Below are 19,595 nucleotides of genomic sequence, written 5' to 3'. Positions count from 1 at the left end.
GGACGCGATCCTCTGCCGCACGCTGCCGATACCGCCGCGGTTCCGGCCAAGCTGAGGTGACCCGAACCCGAACCCGGATGAGGGGCTACGAGACGCGTTGAGAGGTCTCGCGGCCCCCGTCGGCTTGAGCAGCCGCAGCCGGGCCGCTCGTCGTAGCGGAGGCCTTCCGTGAGGACAGCGGCGACGATGGACCAGGCCCTCTTGTCTGCCCGTGGGGGCGCGGCGAAGTCGTGGCCGGCGCAGACGAGTTCCCTGCGGCAGCTCGGGCAGAGGTGGCTGTGCACGGGCCAGGGGCAGTGCTTGGAGGAGAGCCTGCACCCGACGCACACGTAGTGGAGTGGATAGGCGTGCATGGCGTAGAAGCACATGGCTCGCCACGGTACGGGACGCCTGTGCGGGATCCCACCGGGTTTCCGCTGTCGCCAGCGATCTGCGGCGCCAAGCGAGGTCCCGAGCTGGTCATGGTGGGGCCCGTGCTGGTGAGGTATGCCCCACGAGGGGTCACTCCCGGACGACCTGGCAGTTTGGCCGCCAGCGGAAAAGCCGGTGGGCTGCGGCGACGAGTCCGGCGATACTCGTCCGTGTGTTCCTGACGATCAGCACCACCGGCGCCCCCGAGCGACCCGCCTCCGACCTGGGCTTTCTGCTGCACAAGCACCCGGGCAAGGCCCAGTCGTTCCCCACCTCGCACGGCCTCGCGCATGTCTTCTATCCCGAGGCCGGGGACGAGCGCTGCACGGCCGCGCTGCTGCTGGAGATCGACCCGGTGGGTCTGGTCCGGCGAGGCCGCGGCAAGGGCCGGGGCGGGTCGCCCGACTTCGCGCTGGCGCAGTACGTCAACGACCGCCCCTACGCGGCGTCCTCGCTGCTCGCGGTCGCGCTCGGCGCAGTGTTCAAGAGCGCCATGAAGGGCCGCTGTGACCAGCGCCCCGAGCTCGCCGCCGCCCCGCTGCCGCTGACGATCACCGTTCCGGTGCTGCCCGCCAAGGCCGGGCAGGACGGCGGCCCCGAGCTGGTGCGCCGGCTGTTCGAGCCGCTCGGCTGGCAGGTGCAGGCCGAGCCGATCCCGCTCGACCCGACCTTCCCCGACTGGGGCGACTCCCGCTACGTCAGCCTGGAGCTGACCGGCACGCTGCGACTGGCCGACGCGCTCAACCAGCTCTACGTCCTGCTGCCGGTGCTGGACGACTCCAAGCACTACTGGGTCGCCCCGGACGAGGTCGACAAGCTGCTGCGGGTCGGCGAAGGATGGCTGGCGACGCATCCCGAACTGGCCCTGATCACCCGTCGGTACCTGGCCCGCCGCTGGTCGCTGGCCCGAAGCGCGATGGAGCAGCTGGAGCTGGCCCGTCTCGCCGAGGCCGACGACCGCGAGCTGGCGGAGATCGACAACGCCGTCCCCGAGCAGGAGACCGAGCAGGAGGCCGAGGAGAAGCCGACCCCGCTCGCGGTCCAGCGCCGCGCCGCCATCGTCGAGGCGCTGCGCGCTGCCGGGGCGACCCGGGTGGTCGACCTGGGCTGCGGCGAGGGAAGTCTCGTCGCCGCTCTGCTCAAGGAGCCCCGGATCACCGAGGTCCTGGGCGTGGACGTGTCCTCGCGCGCCCTCGGCATCGCCGCGCGTCGGCTGCACCTGGACCGGATGTCCGAGCGCCAGGCCGCCCGCGTCCGCCTGGTCCAGGGCGCCCTCACCTACACCGACGCCAGGCTGACCGGCTATGACGCCGCCGTCCTCGCCGAGGTGATCGAGCACGTCGATCCGCCGCGCCTGCCCGCGCTGGAGTACGCGGTGTTCGGCGCCGCGCGCCCCGGTACGGTCGTGGTGACCACCCCCAACGCGGAGTACAACGTCCGCTGGGAGTCGCTCCCGGCCGGTCATGTCCGCCACCCGGACCATCGCTTCGAGTGGGACCGCACCGAGTTCCGGGCCTGGGCCGAGCAGGTCGCCGACGGCTACGGCTACGGCGTCGCCTTCGCACCGGTCGGCCCCGACGACCCCGAGGTCGGCCCGCCGACCCAGCTCGCCACCTTCACCCGCACCGACGAGCCGCAGCAAGCGCAGGAAGCAGCCAACCGATGAGCGACAAGCGTCAGCTCCCCGTACCCGACCTGTCCCTGGTGGTCCTGGTCGGCAGCACCGGCTCCGGCAAGTCCAGCTTCGCCGCGCGGCACTTCCTGCCCACCGAGGTGCTGTCCTCCGACACCTGCCGCGGCCTGGTCTCCGACGACGACAACGACCAGTCGGCGACCAAGGACGCCTTCGACGTCCTGCACTACATCGCCGGAAAGCGCCTGGCCGCCGGCCGGCTCACCGTCGTGGACGCCACCAATGTGCAGCCGGAGTCCAGGCGCCACCTGGTGAACCTGGCCCGTGAGTACGACGTGCTGCCGGTCGCGATCGTGCTGGACGTCCCCGAGAGCGTCTGCGCCCAGCGCAACGCCCTGCGTCCGGATCGTGCCGCCTTCAGCCCGCATGTGATCCCCCGTCAGCAGCGCGAGCTGCGCCGCTCGCTGAGGTTCCTGGAGCGCGATGGCTTCCGCAAGGTCCACCTGCTGCGCGGGGTGGCCGAGGTGGAGGCCGCCGAGATCGTCCTGGAGAAGCGCTACAACGACCTGCGGCACCTCAGCGGACCCTTCGACATCGTCGGCGACATCCACGGCTGCCGGTCCGAGCTGGTCACCCTGCTCGGCCGGCTCGGCTACGAGGTGGCCCGCGACGCCGAGGGCCGCGCCGTGGACGCCGCGCACCCGCAGGGCCGTACCGCGGTGTTCGTCGGCGACCTGGTCGACCGCGGCCCGGACACCCCCGGGGTGCTGCGCCTGGTCATGGGCATGGTCGCGGCCGGGCACGCGCTGTGCGTGCCGGGCAACCACGAGAACAAGCTCGGCCGGGCGCTGGCCGGACGGAAGGTGACGGTCAGCCACGGCCTCCAGGAGTCCCTGGACCAGCTGGCCGCCGAGCCGGCCGAGTTCGTCACCGGGGTCCGTTCCTTCATCGACGGACTGGTCAGCCACTACCTGCTGGACGACGGCAGGCTCGTGGTCTGCCACGCCGGGCTGCCCGAGAAGTACCACGGCCGCACCTCGGGCCGGGTGCGCTCGCACGCCCTGTACGGGGACACCACCGGCGAGACCGACGAGTACGGCCTGCCCGTGCGCTACCCGTGGGCCGAGGAGTACCGGGGCCGCGCCCTGGTCGTCTACGGCCACACCCCGACCCCCACCGCGAGCTTCGTCAACAACACCATCTGCCTGGACACCGGCGCGGTCTTCGGCGGCACCATGACCGCCCTGCGCTACCCCGAGCGCGAGCTGGTCCAGGTCGATGCCGAGCAGGTCTGGTACGAGCCGGTCCGCCCGCTGATCACCGACGCTCCCGGGGGCCGCGAGGGCCGCCCGCTGGCGCTGAGCGACGTCCAGGGCCGCCGGATCGTCGAGACGGCCCACCACGGCCGGGTCGCCGTCAAGGAGGAGAACGCCGCCGCGGCGCTGGAGGTGATGAGCCGCTTCGCGCTGGACCCGAGGCTGCTCGCCTACCTGCCGCCGACCATGGCCCCTGTCGCGACCTCCCGTCGCGACGGCTACCTGGAGCACCCCGAGGAGGCCTTCGCCGGCTTCCTCGCGGACGGGGTGCGGCAGGTGGTGTGCGAGGAGAAGCACATGGGCTCGCGCGCCGTCGTCCTGCTGGGCGCTGACGCCGCCGCACTGGAGAAGCGCTTCGGCGTCGCCACCGGCGGTGCGATCTGGACCCGCACCGGGCGAGCCTTCCTTGACGACGAGGCGCTGACCTCGGCGATCCTGGACCGGCTGCGCTCGGCCGCGGTCGCGGCCGGTCTGTTCGACGAGCTCGGCAGCGACTGGCTGCTGCTGGACGCCGAGCTGATGCCCTGGTCGCTGAAGGCGGTCGGCCTGCTCAAGCGCCAGTACGCGGCGGTCGGCGCGGCCGCCGGGGCGGCCCTGCCCGCTGCCCTGACCGCGCTGGCGGCGGCCCGGGCCCGGGGCGTCGACACCGACGAGTTGACGGCCCGCCAGTCCGCGCGCCGGGCCGACGCCGACGCCTTCACCGAGGCGTACCGGCAGTACTGCTGGCCGGTGCAGGGCCTGGACGGGATCAGGCTGGCCCCGTTCCAGATCCTCGCCGCCGAGGGCGCCGACCTGGCGGTCCGTCCGCACGACCAGCACCTCGCCTGGATCGACGCGCTGGTCGACGCCGACGCCTCCGGTCTGCTCAGGCGCACCGGACGGCTGCTGGTGGACACCGCGGCCGAGCAGTCCGTCGCCGCCGCCGTGCGCTGGTGGGAGGCGCTGACGGCGGCCGGGGGAGAGGGCATGGTCGTCAAGCCGCTGGCCTCGCTGGTGCGCCCCGAGGGCGGGCGGCTGGTACAGCCGGGGGTCAAGGTCAGGGGCCGCGAGTACCTGCGGATCATCTACGGCCCCGACTACACCCTCCCGGCCAATCTGGACCGGCTGCGCTCGCGTGCCCTGGGCCACAAGCGCTCGCTGGCCCTGCGCGAGTACGCCCTCGGCCTGGAGGCCCTGGACCGCCTCGCCGCCAACGAGCCGCTGTGGCGCGTCCACGAGGCCGTCTTCGCGGTCCTGGCCCTGGAGTCGGAGCCGGTCGACCCCCGGCTCTGAATCCCTGCGGCTCGGTATCCCTGAGTCCCATCTTCTGCAAGGAGCAGCATGTCCGAGTACCGCATCCACCTCATCCAGCCCGAGGACGCCGACCGGGTCCGGAGCATGCGGCTGGCCATGATCCAGGACACCCCGATGGCCTACCTGGAGACCTATGAGCAGGCTCTGGGCCGCGCACCGGAGGAGTGGGTGCTCCGCGCCGGTCGGGGCACCCGCCCCGGCAGCACCTCCTACGCCGCCGTGGAGCAGGCCACCGGCGACTGGGTCGGCGGGATGAACGCCTACGTCCCCGAGGACGCCGCGGACCTCGCCTGGCTGGTCGGCGTCTGGGTGCACCCGGACCACCGCGGCGGCAAGCTGGGCGTGACCGACGCCCTGCTGGACGCCGTGATCGCCTGGGCCCGTGACACGGCCCGGGTGCCGCGGCTGCTGCTGGAGGTGCACGAGGCCAATGCCCGCGCGATCGCCTACTACGAGCGGCGCGGTTTTGTCCGCACCGGCGGGACCGTCCCCTATCCGCTGGACCCCTCGGCCTGGGAACTGGAGATGGAACTCGTCCTCGGGTGACCCCTGGCGGGAACAGGGACGGGGCTGATCGCATATTCATGCCGACTTACGTATAGAATTGCTGGATCAGCCCCCGCCCCCGTCATCCCAGGAGACCGCCATGGCCTTCAACCTCCGGCACCGGCACTTCCTCAAGGAGCTGGACTTCACCCCCCAGGAGTTCCGTTTCCTGCTCGACCTGTCGGCCCAGCTGAAGGCGGCCAAGTACGCGGGCACCGAGCAGCCCCGGCTGCGCGGCAAGAACATCGCGCTGGTCTTCGAGAAGGGCTCCACCCGGACCCGCTGCGCCTTCGAGGTCGCCGCGGCCGACCAGGGCGCGCACACCACCTACCTCGACCCCAGCGGCTCCCACCTGGGGGCCAAGGAGTCGATCAAGGACACCGCCAGGGTCCTCGGCCGGATGTTCGACGGCATCCAGTACCGGGGCCACGGCCAGCAGATCGTCGAGGAGCTGGCCGCCCACGCCGGCGTCCCGGTCTGGAACGGGCTGACCGACGAGTGGCACCCGACCCAGATGCTCGCCGACATCCTGACCGTGCAGGAGCACAGCACCAAGCCGCTGCCCGAGGTCGCGCTCGCCTACCTGGGCGACGCCCGCAACAACATGGGCAACTCGCTGCTGATCACCGGCGCCATGCTGGGGATGGACATCCGCATCGTCGCCCCCGAGCAGCTCTGGCCGACCGCCGAGGTCCGCGCCGAGGCCGCCGCGCTGGCCGAGCGTACCGGGGCGCGGATCACCCTCACCGCCGATGTGGCGGAGGGCGTGCTCGGTGCGGACTTCCTCTACACCGACGTCTGGGTCTCCATGGGCGAGCCCAAGGAGGTCTGGGCCGAGCGGATCGAACTGCTGACGCCGTACCAGGTCTCCATGGACACCGTCCGTGCCACCGGCAAGCCGGCCGTGAAGTTCCTGCACTGCCTGCCGGCCTTCCACGACCTCGGCACCGAGGTCGCGCGGCAGCTGCACGCCACGACCGGGATGACCGAGCTGGAGGTCACCGACGAGCTGTTCGAGTCCGAGCACTCGGTCGTCTTCGACCAGGCCGAGAACCGGCTGCACACCATCAAGGCCGTCCTGGTCGCCACCCTCGGCGACTGAGCCCAAAGCCGCCGCGGCGGTGCGGAAGCTACTTCCGTGCCGCCGACCGCTGGCTGCCCGGCCGCAGACTGCTCAGCACGGCGTAGAGCATGTACAGCGGGGCCCCGACCACCAGCAGCCCGAGCAGCACCAGGAACCCGGTCAGCGCCACATCGCTGGTCACGTTCATGACGGTGCCCGCCGCATCGCCCAGACCGTTCAACAGGCTGCTCATGGGTGTGCCTCACGCTCTCGAATGGGTACGTCCGGCTCCAGCACTTCTCACCGTACGCCCCGGTCCGAACGGAGGGGTTTGCTGAGGGTGTCCTTGCTTCGCCGCGTCAACGGGGATGCACTATGGTTATCTCGACATCAAGATATCCTCGGTATGATCGCGTCACCGCGCACCAGAGACACTCAGGGAGACAGTCGTGTCCGCCAACAGCTTCGACGCCCGCAGCTCGCTGCAGGTGGGCGACGAGTCGTACGAGATCTTCAAGCTGGACAAGGTAGAAGGCGCCGAGCGCCTCCCCTACAGCCTGAAGGTGCTCCTGGAGAACCTGCTCCGCACGGAGGACGGCGCGAACATCACCGCCGACCACATCCGTGCGCTGGGCAGTTGGGACGCCACCGCGCAGCCCAGCCAGGAGATCCAGTTCACGCCCGCCCGCGTGATCATGCAGGACTTCACCGGCGTCCCCTGTGTCGTCGACCTGGCGACCATGCGTGAGGCCGTCAAGGAGCTCGGCGGCGACCCGGCGAAGATCAACCCGTTGGCCCCGGCCGAGCTGGTCATCGACCACTCTGTCATCGCCGACAAGTTCGGCACCAAGGACTCCTTCGCGCAGAACGTCGAGATCGAGTACGGCCGCAACCGTGAGCGCTACCAGTTCCTGCGCTGGGGCCAGACCGCGTTCGACGAGTTCAAGGTCGTCCCCCCGGGCACCGGCATCGTGCACCAGGTCAACATCGAGCACCTGGCCCGCACGGTCATGGTCCGCGGCGGCCAGGCCTACCCCGACACCTGCGTCGGCACCGACTCGCACACCACCATGGTCAACGGCCTGGGCGTGCTGGGCTGGGGCGTCGGCGGCATCGAGGCCGAGGCCGCGATGCTGGGCCAGCCGGTCTCCATGCTGATCCCGCGCGTGGTCGGCTTCAAGCTCAACGGCGCGCTCCCGGCCGGCGCCACCGCCACCGACCTGGTGCTCACCATCACCGAGATGCTGCGCAAGCACGGCGTGGTCGGCAAGTTCGTCGAGTTCTACGGCGAGGGCGTCGGCGCCATCCCGCTCGCCAACCGGGCCACCATCGGCAACATGTCGCCGGAGTTCGGCTCCACCTGCGCGATCTTCCCGATCGACGCCGAGACCATCGCCTACCTCAAGCTGACCGGCCGCAGCGAGCAGCAGCTCGCCCTGGTCGAGGCATACGCCAAGACCCAGGGCCTGTGGCACGACCCGTCGGTCGAGCCGGTCTACTCCGAGTACATCGAGCTGGACCTCGGCTCCGTGGTGCCGTCCATCGCCGGCCCCAAGCGTCCGCAGGACCGGGTGATCCTCGCCGAGGCGGCCGAGAAGTTCCGCAGCGCCGTCCGCGACTACATCACCCTGGACGACGAGGCCGGCAAGGAGTCCTTCCCGGCCTCCGACGTCCCGGCCGGCGGCAACGGCATCCACAAGCCGACCCTGGTCACCGCCCCCGACGGCACCACCTACGAGATCGACAACGGCGCGGTCGTGATCGCCTCGATCACCTCCTGCACCAACACCTCCAACCCCTCGGTGATGCTGGGCGCGGCCCTGCTCGCCAAGAAGGCCGTGGAGAAGGGCCTGCACGCCAAGCCCTGGGTCAAGACCACCCTGGCCCCCGGGTCCAAGGTCGTCATGGACTACTACGAGAAGGCCGGCCTGCTCCCCTACATGGAGAAGCTGGGCTTCAACCTGGTCGGCTACGGCTGCGTCACCTGCATCGGCAACTCGGGCCCGCTGCCCGACGAGGTCTCCAAGGCCGTCAACGAGCACGACCTCGCGGCTGTCTCGGTGCTCTCCGGCAACCGCAACTTCGAGGGCCGGATCAACCCCGACGTCAAGATGAACTACCTGGCCTCGCCGCCGCTGGTGGTCGCCTACGCGATCGCCGGCAACATGAACGTCGACATCACCCGGGACGCGCTGGGCACCGACGCCGACGGCAAGCCGGTCTACCTCGCCGACATCTGGCCGACGGAGAAGGAGATCGCCGAGGTCGTGGCCTCCTCGATCGACCAGGCCATGTTCACCAAGGACTACGCGGACGTCTTCGCGGGCGACCAGCGCTGGCAGTCGCTGCCCATCCCGACCGGCAACACCTTCGAGTGGGACAGCGAGTCCACCTACGTCCGGAAGCCCCCGTACTTCGAGGGCATGGCGCACGAGCCGAGCCCGGTCACCGACATCGCCGGCGCCCGGGTGCTGGCCAAGCTGGGGGACTCGGTCACCACCGACCACATCTCCCCGGCCGGCAACATCAAGCCGGGCACCCCGGCCGCGCAGTACCTCACCGAGCACGGCGTGGAGAAGCGCGACTTCAACTCCTACGGCTCGCGCCGCGGCAACCACGAGGTGATGATCCGCGGCACCTTCGCCAACATCCGGCTGCGCAACCAGATCGCCCCCGGCACCGAGGGCGGCTACACCCGCGACTTCACCCAGGCGGACGCGCCGGTGTCGTTCATCTACGACGCCGCGCAGAACTACCAGGCCGCCGGCGTCCCGCTGGTGATCCTGGCCGGCAAGGAGTACGGCTCGGGCTCGTCCCGCGACTGGGCCGCCAAGGGCACCGCGCTGCTGGGCGTCAAGGCCGTGGTCGCCGAGTCCTACGAGCGCATCCACCGCTCCAACCTGATCGGCATGGGCGTGCTGCCGCTGCAGTTCCCCGAGGGCGCCAGCGCCGACAGCCTGGGCCTCACCGGCGAGGAGACCTTCTCCATCACCGGTGTGACCGCGCTGAACGACGGCGGCATCCCGGAGACCGTGAAGGTGAAGGCGGGCGATATCGAGTTCGACGCCAAGGTCCGTATCGACACCCCCGGTGAGGCCGACTACTACCGCAACGGCGGCATCCTGCAGTACGTGCTGCGGTCGCTGATCGCCAAGTAACACCTGATCACTCCAGCAGCGCCTCCGCCGAACCACGGCGGGGGCGCTGCTGTTTCCTCTCACCTCTTGTGCAGAGCCTGTCGATTGGCCTATACCTGTTCTTCACTTGGTCCAGACCAATTTTGCGCTGCTCACCCCCTGAGAGGGTCGCTCATGCGTCTGTCCGTATCCGGCCACAAGGCCACCGGGCTGCTCACCGTTCTCGCGCTCGCCACCGGCACCGTTCTCGCCGCCGGCCCCAGCGCCTCCGCCCATCCCGCGTCACCGGCCCTGGTGGGCCAGCGGGTCGGCTTCTTCACCCAGTGGTCCATCTACAGCGGTTTCTCGGCCAAGAAGGTCGACACCAGCGGCCAGGCCGCGAAGCTCACCACACTCAACTACGCCTTCGGCAACGTCGGTTCCGACGGCACCTGCTTCGAGGCCAACCAGGCCGGACAGGGTGACGCCTGGGCCGACTACCAGCGTCCGGTCGGCGCCGACGAGGCGGTCAACGGCGTCGCCGACACCGCCGCCCAGCCGCTGAAGGGCAACTTCAACCAGCTCCGCGAGCTCAAGGCCAAGTACCCGCAGCTGCACCCGATCATCACCCTGGGCGGCTGGACCTGGTCGAAGTACTTCTCCAGCGCGGCGGCCACCCCGGAGTCCCGCGCCAAGCTGGTCTCCTCCTGCATCGACCAGTTCATCAAGGGCGACCTGCCGGTGCTGGACGGCGTCAACGGCGGCCAGGGCGCGGCGGCGAACATCTTCGACGGCATCGACATCGACTGGGAGTACCCGGGCGGCGGCGGCGCCGACGGCAACCAGGTCAGCCCGCAGGACGGCCACAACTTCACCCTGCTGCTCCAGGAGTTCCGCAGTCAGCTGGACGCGCTGGGCAAGCAGACCGGCAAGCACTACCTGCTCACCGCCGACACCTCGGCCGGCCGCCCCAAGGCCGCCCAGCTCGAACTGTCCACCGCCGCCAAGTCGGTGAACTGGTTCAACCTGATGACCTACGACTTCCACGGCAGTTGGGAGGCGACCGGGCCGACCAATGACGCGGCCAACCTGCACCAGGCCCCCAACGACCCGGCCAAGGCCGCCGATCTCAACTACAGCATCGACGGCGTCCTCTGGGACTACCTCAGCCACGGCGTCCCGGCGAAGAAGATCGTGCTCGGCACGCCCTTCTACGGCTACGGCTGGAGCGGCGTCGGCCCCACGAACAACGGCCTGTACCAGCCCGCCACCGGCACCCTCGGCAGCATCCCGTACAACACCCTGGTCAACACCGCAGGAACGCTGCACTACAACTGGCTCACCGGCGCCAGCACCAAGTACGACGCCGCCAGCCAGTCCTTCTACACCTATGACACGCCCCAGGTGCTGGAGACCAAGGCCGCCTACTCCCGCTGGCTCGGCCTCGGCGGCGTGATGGCCTGGTCGCTCGACAACGACACCGCCGCCGGCGACCTGGTTTCGGCCCTCAACAAGGGTCTGAACACCGGTTTCTGACAGCGGATGAGACACGGGAGCCAGTGCCCGCCGGGCGGCGGGCACTGGCGCCGTTGTCGAGTCAGGAGAGGTAGCCGCGGAGCAGCCGCTTGCACTCGGCGATCAGGGCGGGATCGCCCTCGGGGTCGGTGCGGAAGGCCAGGCGCAGGATGGCGTCCGCACACTCCAGGGCGATCCGCAGGGAGAGCCGCGGGTCGGGCCGGTCGCCGTCGGAGCCCAGCAGGTCGGCGGCGAAGGTCCAGAGGCGTTCGGCCACGGCCGAGTTGTTGTCCAGCACGTCGTCCAGCAGGTGCAGGTTCTGCTCGTCCTCGGTGATGCCGATCGCGCCGAAGTCCACCACGCCGAAGCCGGGCACGGCGCGGTGCATGGCGACGTACTCCTCGACCGCGAGATCGACCAGCGCGCCCATCCGGTCGGGCTGCTCGGCCTCGACGCGGCGGGCGAGCCGGTCGGTGAAGTGCTCCAGGTTGCGTTCCGCGAGCGCGCCGAGCAGGCCCTCGACGCCGGGGAAGAACTGGTAGAGGGTGCCGATCGGCACCTGCGCGCGGCGGGCCACTTCCTTGGTGGTGAGGCCGGTGTAGCCGACCTCGTCCAGGAGTTCGGCGCAGGAGTCCAGGATCCGCTCGAAGCGCTCCAGGCTGCGGCGCTGGACGGGACGGCGGCGTACTGCGGTCTGCATGCCCCCACTCTGCCGGATCGGGTGTAGCGTTGGCGAGCAAGAAATGCGAGCATAGCTCATGTTAACTGCTCAATGCCTGCTCACCGCCTGTTCAAGGAGTGGATCGCCGATGCCGCAGCTTCCCGACTCGTTCATCTGGGGCGCCTCCACCGCCGCCTACCAGATCGAGGGCGCCGCCCGGGAGGACGGCAAGGGCGATTCGATCTGGGACACCTTCTCCAGGCGTCCGGGCGCGATCCGGGACGGCCACACCGGGGACACCGCCTGCGACCACTACCACCGCTTCCCCGAGGACGTGGCGTTGATGAGGGGCCTCGGCCTGGACGCCTACCGCTTCTCGATCTCCTGGCCGCGCATCCTGCCCACCGGCTCCGGCGCCGTCAACAAGGCCGGTCTGGACTTCTACGACCGACTGGTGGACGAGCTGCTCGTGGCCGGGATCACCCCCACTCCCACCCTGTTCCACTGGGACCTGCCGCAGGCGCTGGAGCAGGAGAACGGCTGGCTGAACCGCGACACCGCCCACCGCTTCGCCGAATACGCGGCGGTCACCGCCGACCGCCTCGCCGACCGGGTCAAGCGCTGGATCACCCTCAATGAGCCGTTCGTGCACATGGCGTACGGCTACGCCTTCGGCCTCCACGCCCCCGGTCGTGCGCTGATGCTCGACGCGCTTCCGGTGGCGCACCACCAGCTGCTGGCCCACGGCCTGGCCGTCGCCGAGCTGCGCGGGCGCGGGGCCGAGGAGGTGCTGATCGCCAACAACTGCACGCCCGTTCGGGTGGTCGGCGACACCGACGAGGACCGCAGGGCCGCCGCGGCCTACGACACCCTGCACAACCGGCTGTTCACCGATCCGCTGCTGCTCGGCCGCTACCCGGACCTCTCCGGCTACGGGGTGAGCGACCCGAGTTGGGGCGGCCTGGTCCGGGACGGCGACCTGGCGGTCATCTCCGCACCGCTGGACGGCCTCGGTCTCAACTACTACAACCCGACCTGGATCAAGGCGCCCGAGACCCCGGACGCGGATCTGCCCTTCGACCTGCTGGAGCCCGAGGAACCGTACCTCCGTACCGCCTTCGGCTGGCCGGTGGTGCCGGACGGGCTCACCGAGCTGCTGGTGGGCACCAGGGAGCGTTACCGGGACGCGCTGCCGCCACTGTGGATCACCGAGAACGGCTGCTCGCAGTCGGACGCGTTGGTGGACGGAACCGTCGACGACCGCGCCAGGATCGACTATCTCCGTGACCACATCGACGCCGTGACGCAGGCCGTCGCCCGGGGTGTGGACGTCCGCGGGTACTTCACCTGGTCGCTGCTGGACAACTTCGAATGGGCCGAGGGCTACCACCAGCGCTTCGGGCTGGTCCACGTGGACTTCGAGACACAGGCCCGGACGCCCAAGGCCTCCTACGCCTGGTACCGCGACCGCATCGCCGAACACCGTCGGCGCTGACGCCTTCCCAGGGATGCTGTGCACCACTACACTTCGCGCAAACGTGAGATTGACTCACGTTCCGCGCGGTGGGTGGGAGTGCAGATGCCCGAGCTCAGTGTGGACACGCCGCTCGACGGTTCCGGCGCCCCGGGGTCCGCGGGCCTCGGTGAACCCACCGTCCGGGTCGGGCCCGCCTGGACCGCCTCGCTGAGCCTGTCCACCCTGGCGGTGTTCATGGCCTTCATGACGCCGATCCAGATCCTGCTGCCGCTCCAGCTCGAACACATCGACGCGGCCCACAAGTCGACGGCGCTGGCCTGGGTCACCGGGGCGGGGGCACTGGTCGCCGTCGTCGCCAACCCGCTCGCCGGCGCCCTGTCGGACCGCACCGTGAGCCGCTGGGGGCGCCGCCGCCCCTGGATCGTCGGCGGCGCCCTCGCCGGAGCGGCCGGGCTCGCCGTCACCGCCGCCCAGCACACGGTGGTCGGCGTGGCGCTCGGCTGGTGCGTCGCCCAGGCGGGGCTGAACGGCATGCTGGCCGGTGTCACCACCCCGGTCGCCGACACCGTCCCGGTCGAACAGCGGGCCGAGGTCTCCGGCTGGACCGGGATCATGCAGTCCTTCGGGCTGGTCTTCGGGGCCCTGCTGACCACCCTGCTGTTCACCGGCGTCTGGTCCGGCTACGGCAGCCTGGCGCTGCTCACGGTGGTGCTAGCGCTGCCCTTCGCGCTGCGCTTCCCCGAACCGGTGCTGCCGCGCGCCCTGCGGCCCGCGTTCGACCTGCGCGGGATCCTGGCCGGCCTGTGGATCAGCCCCAGCGTCCACCCCGACTTCGCCTGGGCCTGGCTGACCCGCTTCCTGATCAACCTCGGCAACGCCCTGGCGACGCTCTACCTGCTCTTCTTCCTCACCGACTCGGTCCACTACGGCGACCCCGGCACCGGCGTGCTGATCCTCACTGTGATCTACACCCTGTTCGCGGCCCTGACCGCGGTCCCGGTCGGCCGGATCTCCGACCGGCTCGGACGGCGCAAGCCGTTCGTCGTGCTCAGCTGCTCGGTGATGGCGGCGGCGGCGGTCCTGCTCGCCTTCGTTCACACCTGGACGGCGGCGATGGCGGCCGCCGCGGTGCTCGGCGCGGGTTTCGGGATCTACCTCGCGGTGGACCAGGCACTGGTGACCCAGGTGCTGCCGGCCGCCCTGGACCGGGCCAAGGACCTCGGTGTGATCAATGTCGCGAACTCGGGGCCGCAGGTGCTTGCGCCCGCCCTGGCCGCGCCGATCGTCGCCTGGCTCGGCGGCTACACCGGGCTCTACCTCGCCACCGCGGCGGTCACCGTGCTGGGCGGAGTGCTGGTCCGGAACGTCCGCTCGGTCGACTGACTCGAAGCCGCGTCCGGTTGTCGGAGCCGCGCGACACCAAACAATCCTGCTGGGCAAATCATCCCAATCCCCCCGCATCCCGGCATAGGTTTCGCAACGATCGGCCTTCAGCCTTGACGTGACAACACCCCATTGGCTGAGCTTAGGCTTCATAAGTTGTAACTGAGCTTGGCCGCAACGTCGCGGCGGGCCCTGGTGGACGGTCGGGTCGCCAGGTCCTGGGAGGGTGGAACATGTCCGTGGACACGCCAGGATCGCAGTCCTCTCTGCATCGGGCCAATCTGGAGCGGGTGCTGAGAGCGGTCCGGATGGCCGGCTCACTGACCCAGGCCGAGATCGCCAGGACCACCGGCCTGTCGGCCGCCACGGTGTCCAACATCGTGCGGGAGCTGAAGGACGTCGGCACCGTCGTGGTCACCCCGACCTCCTCCGGCGGACGGCGGGCCCGCAGCGTCTCGCTGAGCGCCGACGCCGGGATCGTGGTGGGCGTCGACTTCGGCCACTCGCACCTCCGGGTGGCGGTGGGGAACCTGGCCCACCGGGTGCTCGCCGAGGAGAGCGAGCCGCTGGACACCGACGCCTCGGCGGACCAGGGCTTCGGCCGCGCCGAGCAGCTGGTGGCCCGGCTGCTGGAGCAGACCGGCTTCCGCCCGGACAAGGTGATCGGCGTCGGCCTCGGCGTGCCCGGGCCCATCGATGGCGAGACCGGGGCGCTGGGATCCACCGCCATCCTCCCGGGCTGGACCGGGATCGCCCCCGGGCGTGAGCTCTCCAGCCGGCTGGGGATGCCCGTCTACGTCGACAACGACGCCAACCTGGGCGCCCTGGGCGAGCTGGTCTGGGGGGCCGGCCGCGGCCTGTCCGACCTGGCCTACATCAAGGTCGCCAGCGGTGTCGGCGCGGGGCTGGTGATCTCGGGTCAGATCTACCGCGGCCCGGGCGGGACGGCCGGTGAGATCGGACACATCACCCTGGACGAGTCGGGCCCGGTGTGCCGCTGCGGCAACCGCGGCTGCCTGGAGACCTTCGTCGGCTCCCGTCACGTCCTGAACCTGCTGGCCAGCAGCCACGGCACCGATCTGACGCTCTCCAAGGTGGTCCAGCTGGCCCAGCGCGGCGACCTGGGGTGCAGGCGGGTGCTGGCGGACGTCGGGCGGCAGATCGGCACCGGTGTCGCCAACCTCTGCAACCTGCTGAATCCGCGCCGGGTGATCCTCGGCGGCGACCTGGCCGAGGCCGGTGACCTGGTGCTGGATCCGATCCGGGAGTCCGTGGCCCGCTATGCCATCCCCAGTGCGGCCCGTCAGTTGTCGGTCGTCCCGGGCACGCTGGGGGGCCGCGCCGAGGTCCTCGGGGCGCTGGCGCTGGTCATGTCGGAGATGGGTGACTCTGGGGCATTGCCGGCCACCGACGGTAGGGATTCGGCCCGTTCTGTTGCGGTCGTGCCTTCAGGAAGATAACGAAAAGGTTCGGATTGGCGGTGGTGAGGATTTACTTATTGACGCCAGCCTCACCAGGGAGGTTGACTCCCTCACACCTCGGTCGCAAAGTGGCGACCGCGTCAGGGAGGCACCCCAAAAGATGAACACTTCTCTTCGCCGCACTGTTGTCGTGACTGCTGCAGTCTCGATGGCGCTCGGTATGGCTGCATGTGGCAAGGCCGGCAGCAGCTCCAGCTCCTCCACCACCTCGGCTGCTGCGACCGGCTCCACCGCCGCCGCTGCCGGTACCGGCACCATCGGTCTGCTTCTCCCGGAGAACCAGACCACTCGCTACGAGAAGTTCGACAAGCCGCTGATCGAGGCGAAGATCAAGGAGCTCGCTCCCAACGCCACGGTTCAGTACGCCAACGCCGCGGGCAGCGCCGCCACCCAGGCGCAGCAGGTCACCACCATGATCAACGCTGGTGTCAAGGTCCTCATCGTGGACGCGCAGGACTCGGCCGCGATCAAGTCCTCGGTCACCGCGGCCGTGGCCAAGGGCATCAAGGTCATCGCCTACGACCGTCTCGCCCAGGGCGCGGTCTCGGCCTACGTCTCCTTCGACAACGTGGCCGTCGGCACGCTGCAGGGCCAGGGCCTGCTGGACGCCCTCGGTTCCAAGGCCACCCCGTCCGCCAAGATCGTCGAGATCGACGGCGACTCGGCCGACCCCAACGCCGCCGACTTCAAGTCCGGCTTCCAGGCCGCGGTCAAGGGCAAGCTCACCATCGCCTACGACGCCTCGGGTCTGTGGAAGTCCGACGTCGCCGCGCAGAAGGCCTCCGCCGCGATCAACCAGGTCGGCGCGAAGAACATCGCCGGCTTCTACTCGGCGAACGACGGCATGGCCGCCGGTATCGTCACCTCGATGAAGAACGCCGGCATCAGCAACCTGCCGATCGGCGGCCAGGACGCGCAGCTCGACGCGATCCAGCGGATCATCGCCGGCACCCAGGCGTACACGGTCTACAAGGCGTACAAGCCCGAGGCCGACGCCGCCGCCACCCTCGCGGTCGACCTGCTGAACGGCACCAGCATCTCCTCGGTCGCCACCACCACCAAGACCAGCGGCTCGGGCGACAGCGTCCCCTCGGACCTGCTGACCCCGCAGCTGGTCACCAAGGCGAACGTCGAGTCCACCGTGGTCAAGGACGGCCTGTGGACCGCCGCCGACATCTGCACCGCGGCCTACAAGACCGCCTGCACCGCCGCCGGCATCCAGTAGCAGCCGAGCAGCAACCCAGTCCGATCGCCCCGCGTGGGACATCCGATCCCGGCCACCGGCCGGAAGGATTCCCGCGCGGGGCTCGGCGCGGGACCATGGACAAGTGACGGGGCATCAGCCCCGGGCGTCCGGTTGGTCGCAGGGGGCCGGGGCTCAGCGCCCCGAGTTGGACATCGCATACCCGTCTGCGCCCGGGACGGCGCGGCAACCCACCCGAGGCACCGGGTGGTTAAGGAGTTGGTTTACGTGACAAGCGCACCCGTACTGGCGTTGCGCGGGGTCTCCAAGCGCTTCGGCGCCGTCCAGGTACTGACGGACGTCGAGCTTGAGGTCCACGCCGGTGAGGTGGTCGCCCTGGTCGGTGACAACGGCGCCGGCAAGTCCACCCTGGTGAAGACGATCGCGGGCGTTCACCCGATCGACGAGGGCACCATCGAGTGGGAGGGCCGGTCGGTCCACATCAACCGGCCGCAGGACGCCCAGCACCTCGGCGTCGCCACCGTCTACCAGGACCTGGCGCTCTGCGACAACCTGGACGTCGTCAACAACCTCTACCTGGGCCGCGAGTTGAAGCGCCGCGGGACCCTGGACGAGGTCTCCATGGAGCAGAAGGCGCAGGAACTGCTCAGCACCCTGTCCATCCGCATACCCAGCGTGCGCATCCCGGTCGCCAGCCTCTCCGGCGGCCAGCGCCAGGTGGTCGCCATCGCCCGCTCGCTGATCGGCGACCCCAAGGTCGTCATCCTGGACGAGCCCACCGCCGCCCTCGGCGTCGAGCAGACCGCCCAGGTCCTCGACCTGGTCGAGCGGCTGCGCGAGCGCGGCCTCGGCGTCATCCTGATCAGCCACAACATGGTCGACGTCCGCGCGGTCGCGGACCGGGTCGCCGTGCTGCGGCTGGGCAAGAACAACGGGACGTTCCCGGTCCAGGGGACCACTCAGGAAACCATCATCGCCGCGATCACCGGTGCCACCGACAACGCGGTGACCCGACGCCAGAGCCGCACGGCGGAGGCCACCAAGTGAGCAACAACATCGACACCCCCGCCCCCGCGGTGGAGCAGGCCATCGACCCGCGGCTGCTCGTCCGCGAGCAGGGCTTCTCCGGCTACCTCAGCGAGTTCAAGCGCAAGATCCGCGGCGGCGAGCTCGGCTCGCTGCCCGTGATCATCGGACTGATCATCATCTGGGCCGCCTTCGCCGCCTCCAACGGCAACTTCCTGTCGGCGTCCAACTTCGAGTACATCGCCTACTACATGGTGGGCATCGGCACGCTCTCCATCGGCCTGGTGTTCGTCCTGCTGCTGGGCGAGATCGACCTCTCGGTCGGCTCGGTGAGCGGTCTGTCCGCGGCCATCTTCGCGGTGCTCTCGGTCACCCACGGGGTCAACCTCTGGCTGGCCACCGTCGCGGCCCTGGCCACCGGCGCGGCCATCGGCGCGCTGCACGGCTTCGTCTTCGCCAAGATCGGCGTCCCGGCCTTCGTGGTCACCCTGGCCGGCTTCCTGGGCTGGAACGGCCTGATGCTGTGGCTGCTCGGTGACACCGGCACCATCAACCTGCCGGACACCGGTCTGATCCACCTCTTCGGCGGCAACAGCTTCTTCCTGAACGGCGACATCGCCGGCGCCTACATCCTCGCCGGGGTCGGCGTGGCCGCACTGCTGATCAGCAGCCTCGGCGAGCAGAGCCGCCGCCGCACCGCCAAGGTCCCGTTCCGTCCCACCAGCGAGATCGTGCTGCGCACGGTCGTGCTCGCGATCGCCGCCTTCGGCGCCGCGTATGTGCTCAACCTGCACAAGGGCGTTCCCAACAACCTGGTGTTCTTCCTCGCCGCGCTGATCATCTGCGACTTCGTGCTGCGCCGCACCAGCTACGGCCGGAAGATCTTCGCGGTCGGCGGCAACATCGAGGCCAGCCGTCGCGCCGGTATCAACGTCGCCGCGATCCGGATCTCGGTCTACGCCATCTCCGGTTTCTTCGCCGCCCTCGGCGGCCTGGTGATCTCCGCGACCATCAGCTCCGCCAACCAGGGCGGTTCCGACCCCAACAACCTGATGATGGCCATCGCGGCCGCGGTCATCGGCGGCACCAGCCTCTTCGGCGGGCGCGGCAAGGTCTGGTCGGCGCTGCTCGGCATGCTGGTCATCGAGTCCATCAACGCCGGGCTGTTCATGCTCGGCGAGGCGCAGTCGGTGCAGTACATGATCACCGGTGGCGTGCTGCTGGCCGCCGTGGTCGTCGACTCGCTGTCGCGCCGCACCCAGAAGTCCTCCGGCCGCGCCTGAGGCTTCGACGCTCCATCGGCTCCACCGGCCCGACAGTTCCGGGACGGACCTCTGAGGGGGAGGTCCGCTGCGGACGCGGCCGGTGGCTGCGGGATGCGGGGCTTTCCCCGCACCACGCCGACTGCCCGGCACCGAACCGCTCCGGTGCCGGGCAGTCGCATGCCCGCGGACGGGCCCTCAGGTGCCA

At 70.2% G+C, this 19,595-nt stretch carries 14 protein-coding genes; 12 read left to right on the top strand and 2 right to left on the bottom strand.

Annotation, left to right across the window (positions count from 1 at the left end; all coding sequences use genetic code 11):
- Positions 1-583 precede the first annotated feature (583 nt).
- From ABH941_RS15660 to argF, 4 genes are all read left to right on the top strand, one after another.
- Entirely contained in the window at positions 584-2,077 is a 1,494-nt protein-coding gene (locus tag ABH941_RS15660) for a 3' terminal RNA ribose 2'-O-methyltransferase Hen1 (protein ID WP_370129775.1), read from the top strand.
- The gene (locus ABH941_RS15655) at positions 2,074-4,632 is read left to right on the top strand and encodes a polynucleotide kinase-phosphatase (RefSeq protein WP_370129774.1); all 2,559 of its coding nucleotides are present in this window, start codon (positions 2,074-2,076) and stop codon (positions 4,630-4,632) included. Before ABH941_RS15660 ends, ABH941_RS15655 begins: the two co-directional genes overlap by 4 nt.
- Positions 4,633-4,680: 48 nt before the next feature.
- Entirely contained in the window at positions 4,681-5,199 is a 519-nt protein-coding gene (locus ABH941_RS15650; RefSeq protein WP_370129773.1) for a GNAT family N-acetyltransferase, read from the top strand.
- A 100-nt stretch (positions 5,200-5,299) separates the two neighbouring features.
- Positions 5,300-6,301, top strand: coding sequence for an ornithine carbamoyltransferase (gene argF, locus ABH941_RS15645; RefSeq protein ID WP_370129772.1), 1,002 nt, complete (start codon positions 5,300-5,302; stop codon positions 6,299-6,301).
- Positions 6,302-6,329: 28 nt separating this feature from the next.
- Here argF and ABH941_RS15640 read toward each other — a convergent pair whose 3' ends face one another.
- Positions 6,330-6,515, bottom strand: a complete 186-nt coding sequence (locus tag ABH941_RS15640) for a hypothetical protein (RefSeq protein WP_370129771.1) — start codon at positions 6,513-6,515, stop codon at positions 6,330-6,332.
- 196 nt (positions 6,516-6,711) lie between these two features.
- Here ABH941_RS15640 and acnA point away from each other — a divergent pair, with 196 nt between their 5' ends.
- Positions 6,712-9,420, top strand: a complete 2,709-nt coding sequence (gene acnA, locus ABH941_RS15635; protein ID WP_370129770.1) for an aconitate hydratase AcnA — start codon at positions 6,712-6,714, stop codon at positions 9,418-9,420.
- A gap of 153 nt (positions 9,421-9,573) precedes the next feature.
- Positions 9,574-10,914, top strand: coding sequence for a glycoside hydrolase family 18 protein (locus ABH941_RS15630; RefSeq protein WP_370129769.1), 1,341 nt, complete (start codon positions 9,574-9,576; stop codon positions 10,912-10,914).
- Between the two features lie 61 nt (positions 10,915-10,975).
- Here ABH941_RS15630 and ABH941_RS15625 read toward each other — a convergent pair whose 3' ends face one another.
- A complete protein-coding gene (locus tag ABH941_RS15625; RefSeq protein WP_370129768.1) occupies positions 10,976-11,593 on the bottom strand; it encodes a TetR family transcriptional regulator in 618 nt (205 codons plus the stop codon).
- Between the two features lie 109 nt (positions 11,594-11,702).
- Between ABH941_RS15625 and ABH941_RS15620 the strand changes: the two genes are divergently transcribed.
- The 6 genes from ABH941_RS15620 to ABH941_RS15595 all read left to right on the top strand — a co-directional run bounded on the left by ABH941_RS15620 (position 11,703) and on the right by ABH941_RS15595 (position 19,408).
- Complete coding sequence (locus ABH941_RS15620; protein ID WP_370129767.1) at positions 11,703-13,049, top strand: GH1 family beta-glucosidase; 1,347 nt, start codon at positions 11,703-11,705, stop codon at positions 13,047-13,049.
- 84 nt (positions 13,050-13,133) lie between these two features.
- A complete protein-coding gene (locus ABH941_RS15615) occupies positions 13,134-14,414 on the top strand; it encodes an MFS transporter (RefSeq protein WP_370129766.1) in 1,281 nt (426 codons plus the stop codon).
- 239 nt (positions 14,415-14,653) lie between these two features.
- A complete protein-coding gene (locus tag ABH941_RS15610) occupies positions 14,654-15,874 on the top strand; it encodes an ROK family transcriptional regulator (protein WP_370129838.1) in 1,221 nt (406 codons plus the stop codon).
- Between the two features lie 121 nt (positions 15,875-15,995).
- Positions 15,996-17,120, top strand: coding sequence for a sugar ABC transporter substrate-binding protein (locus ABH941_RS15605; RefSeq protein ID WP_370129765.1), 1,125 nt, complete (start codon positions 15,996-15,998; stop codon positions 17,118-17,120).
- 246 nt (positions 17,121-17,366) lie between these two features.
- Positions 17,367-18,146, top strand: coding sequence for an ATP-binding cassette domain-containing protein (locus ABH941_RS15600; RefSeq protein WP_370129764.1), 780 nt, complete (start codon positions 17,367-17,369; stop codon positions 18,144-18,146).
- The gene (locus ABH941_RS15595) at positions 18,143-19,408 is read left to right on the top strand and encodes a sugar ABC transporter permease (RefSeq protein ID WP_370129763.1); all 1,266 of its coding nucleotides are present in this window, start codon (positions 18,143-18,145) and stop codon (positions 19,406-19,408) included. Before ABH941_RS15600 ends, ABH941_RS15595 begins: the two co-directional genes overlap by 4 nt.
- Positions 19,409-19,595: the final 187 nt, after the last annotated feature.

Source organism: Streptacidiphilus sp. EB103A, assembly GCF_041261405.1.
Classification (GTDB): domain Bacteria; phylum Actinomycetota; class Actinomycetes; order Streptomycetales; family Streptomycetaceae; genus Streptacidiphilus.
This window is presented reverse-complemented; position numbering and strand designations above follow the sequence as displayed.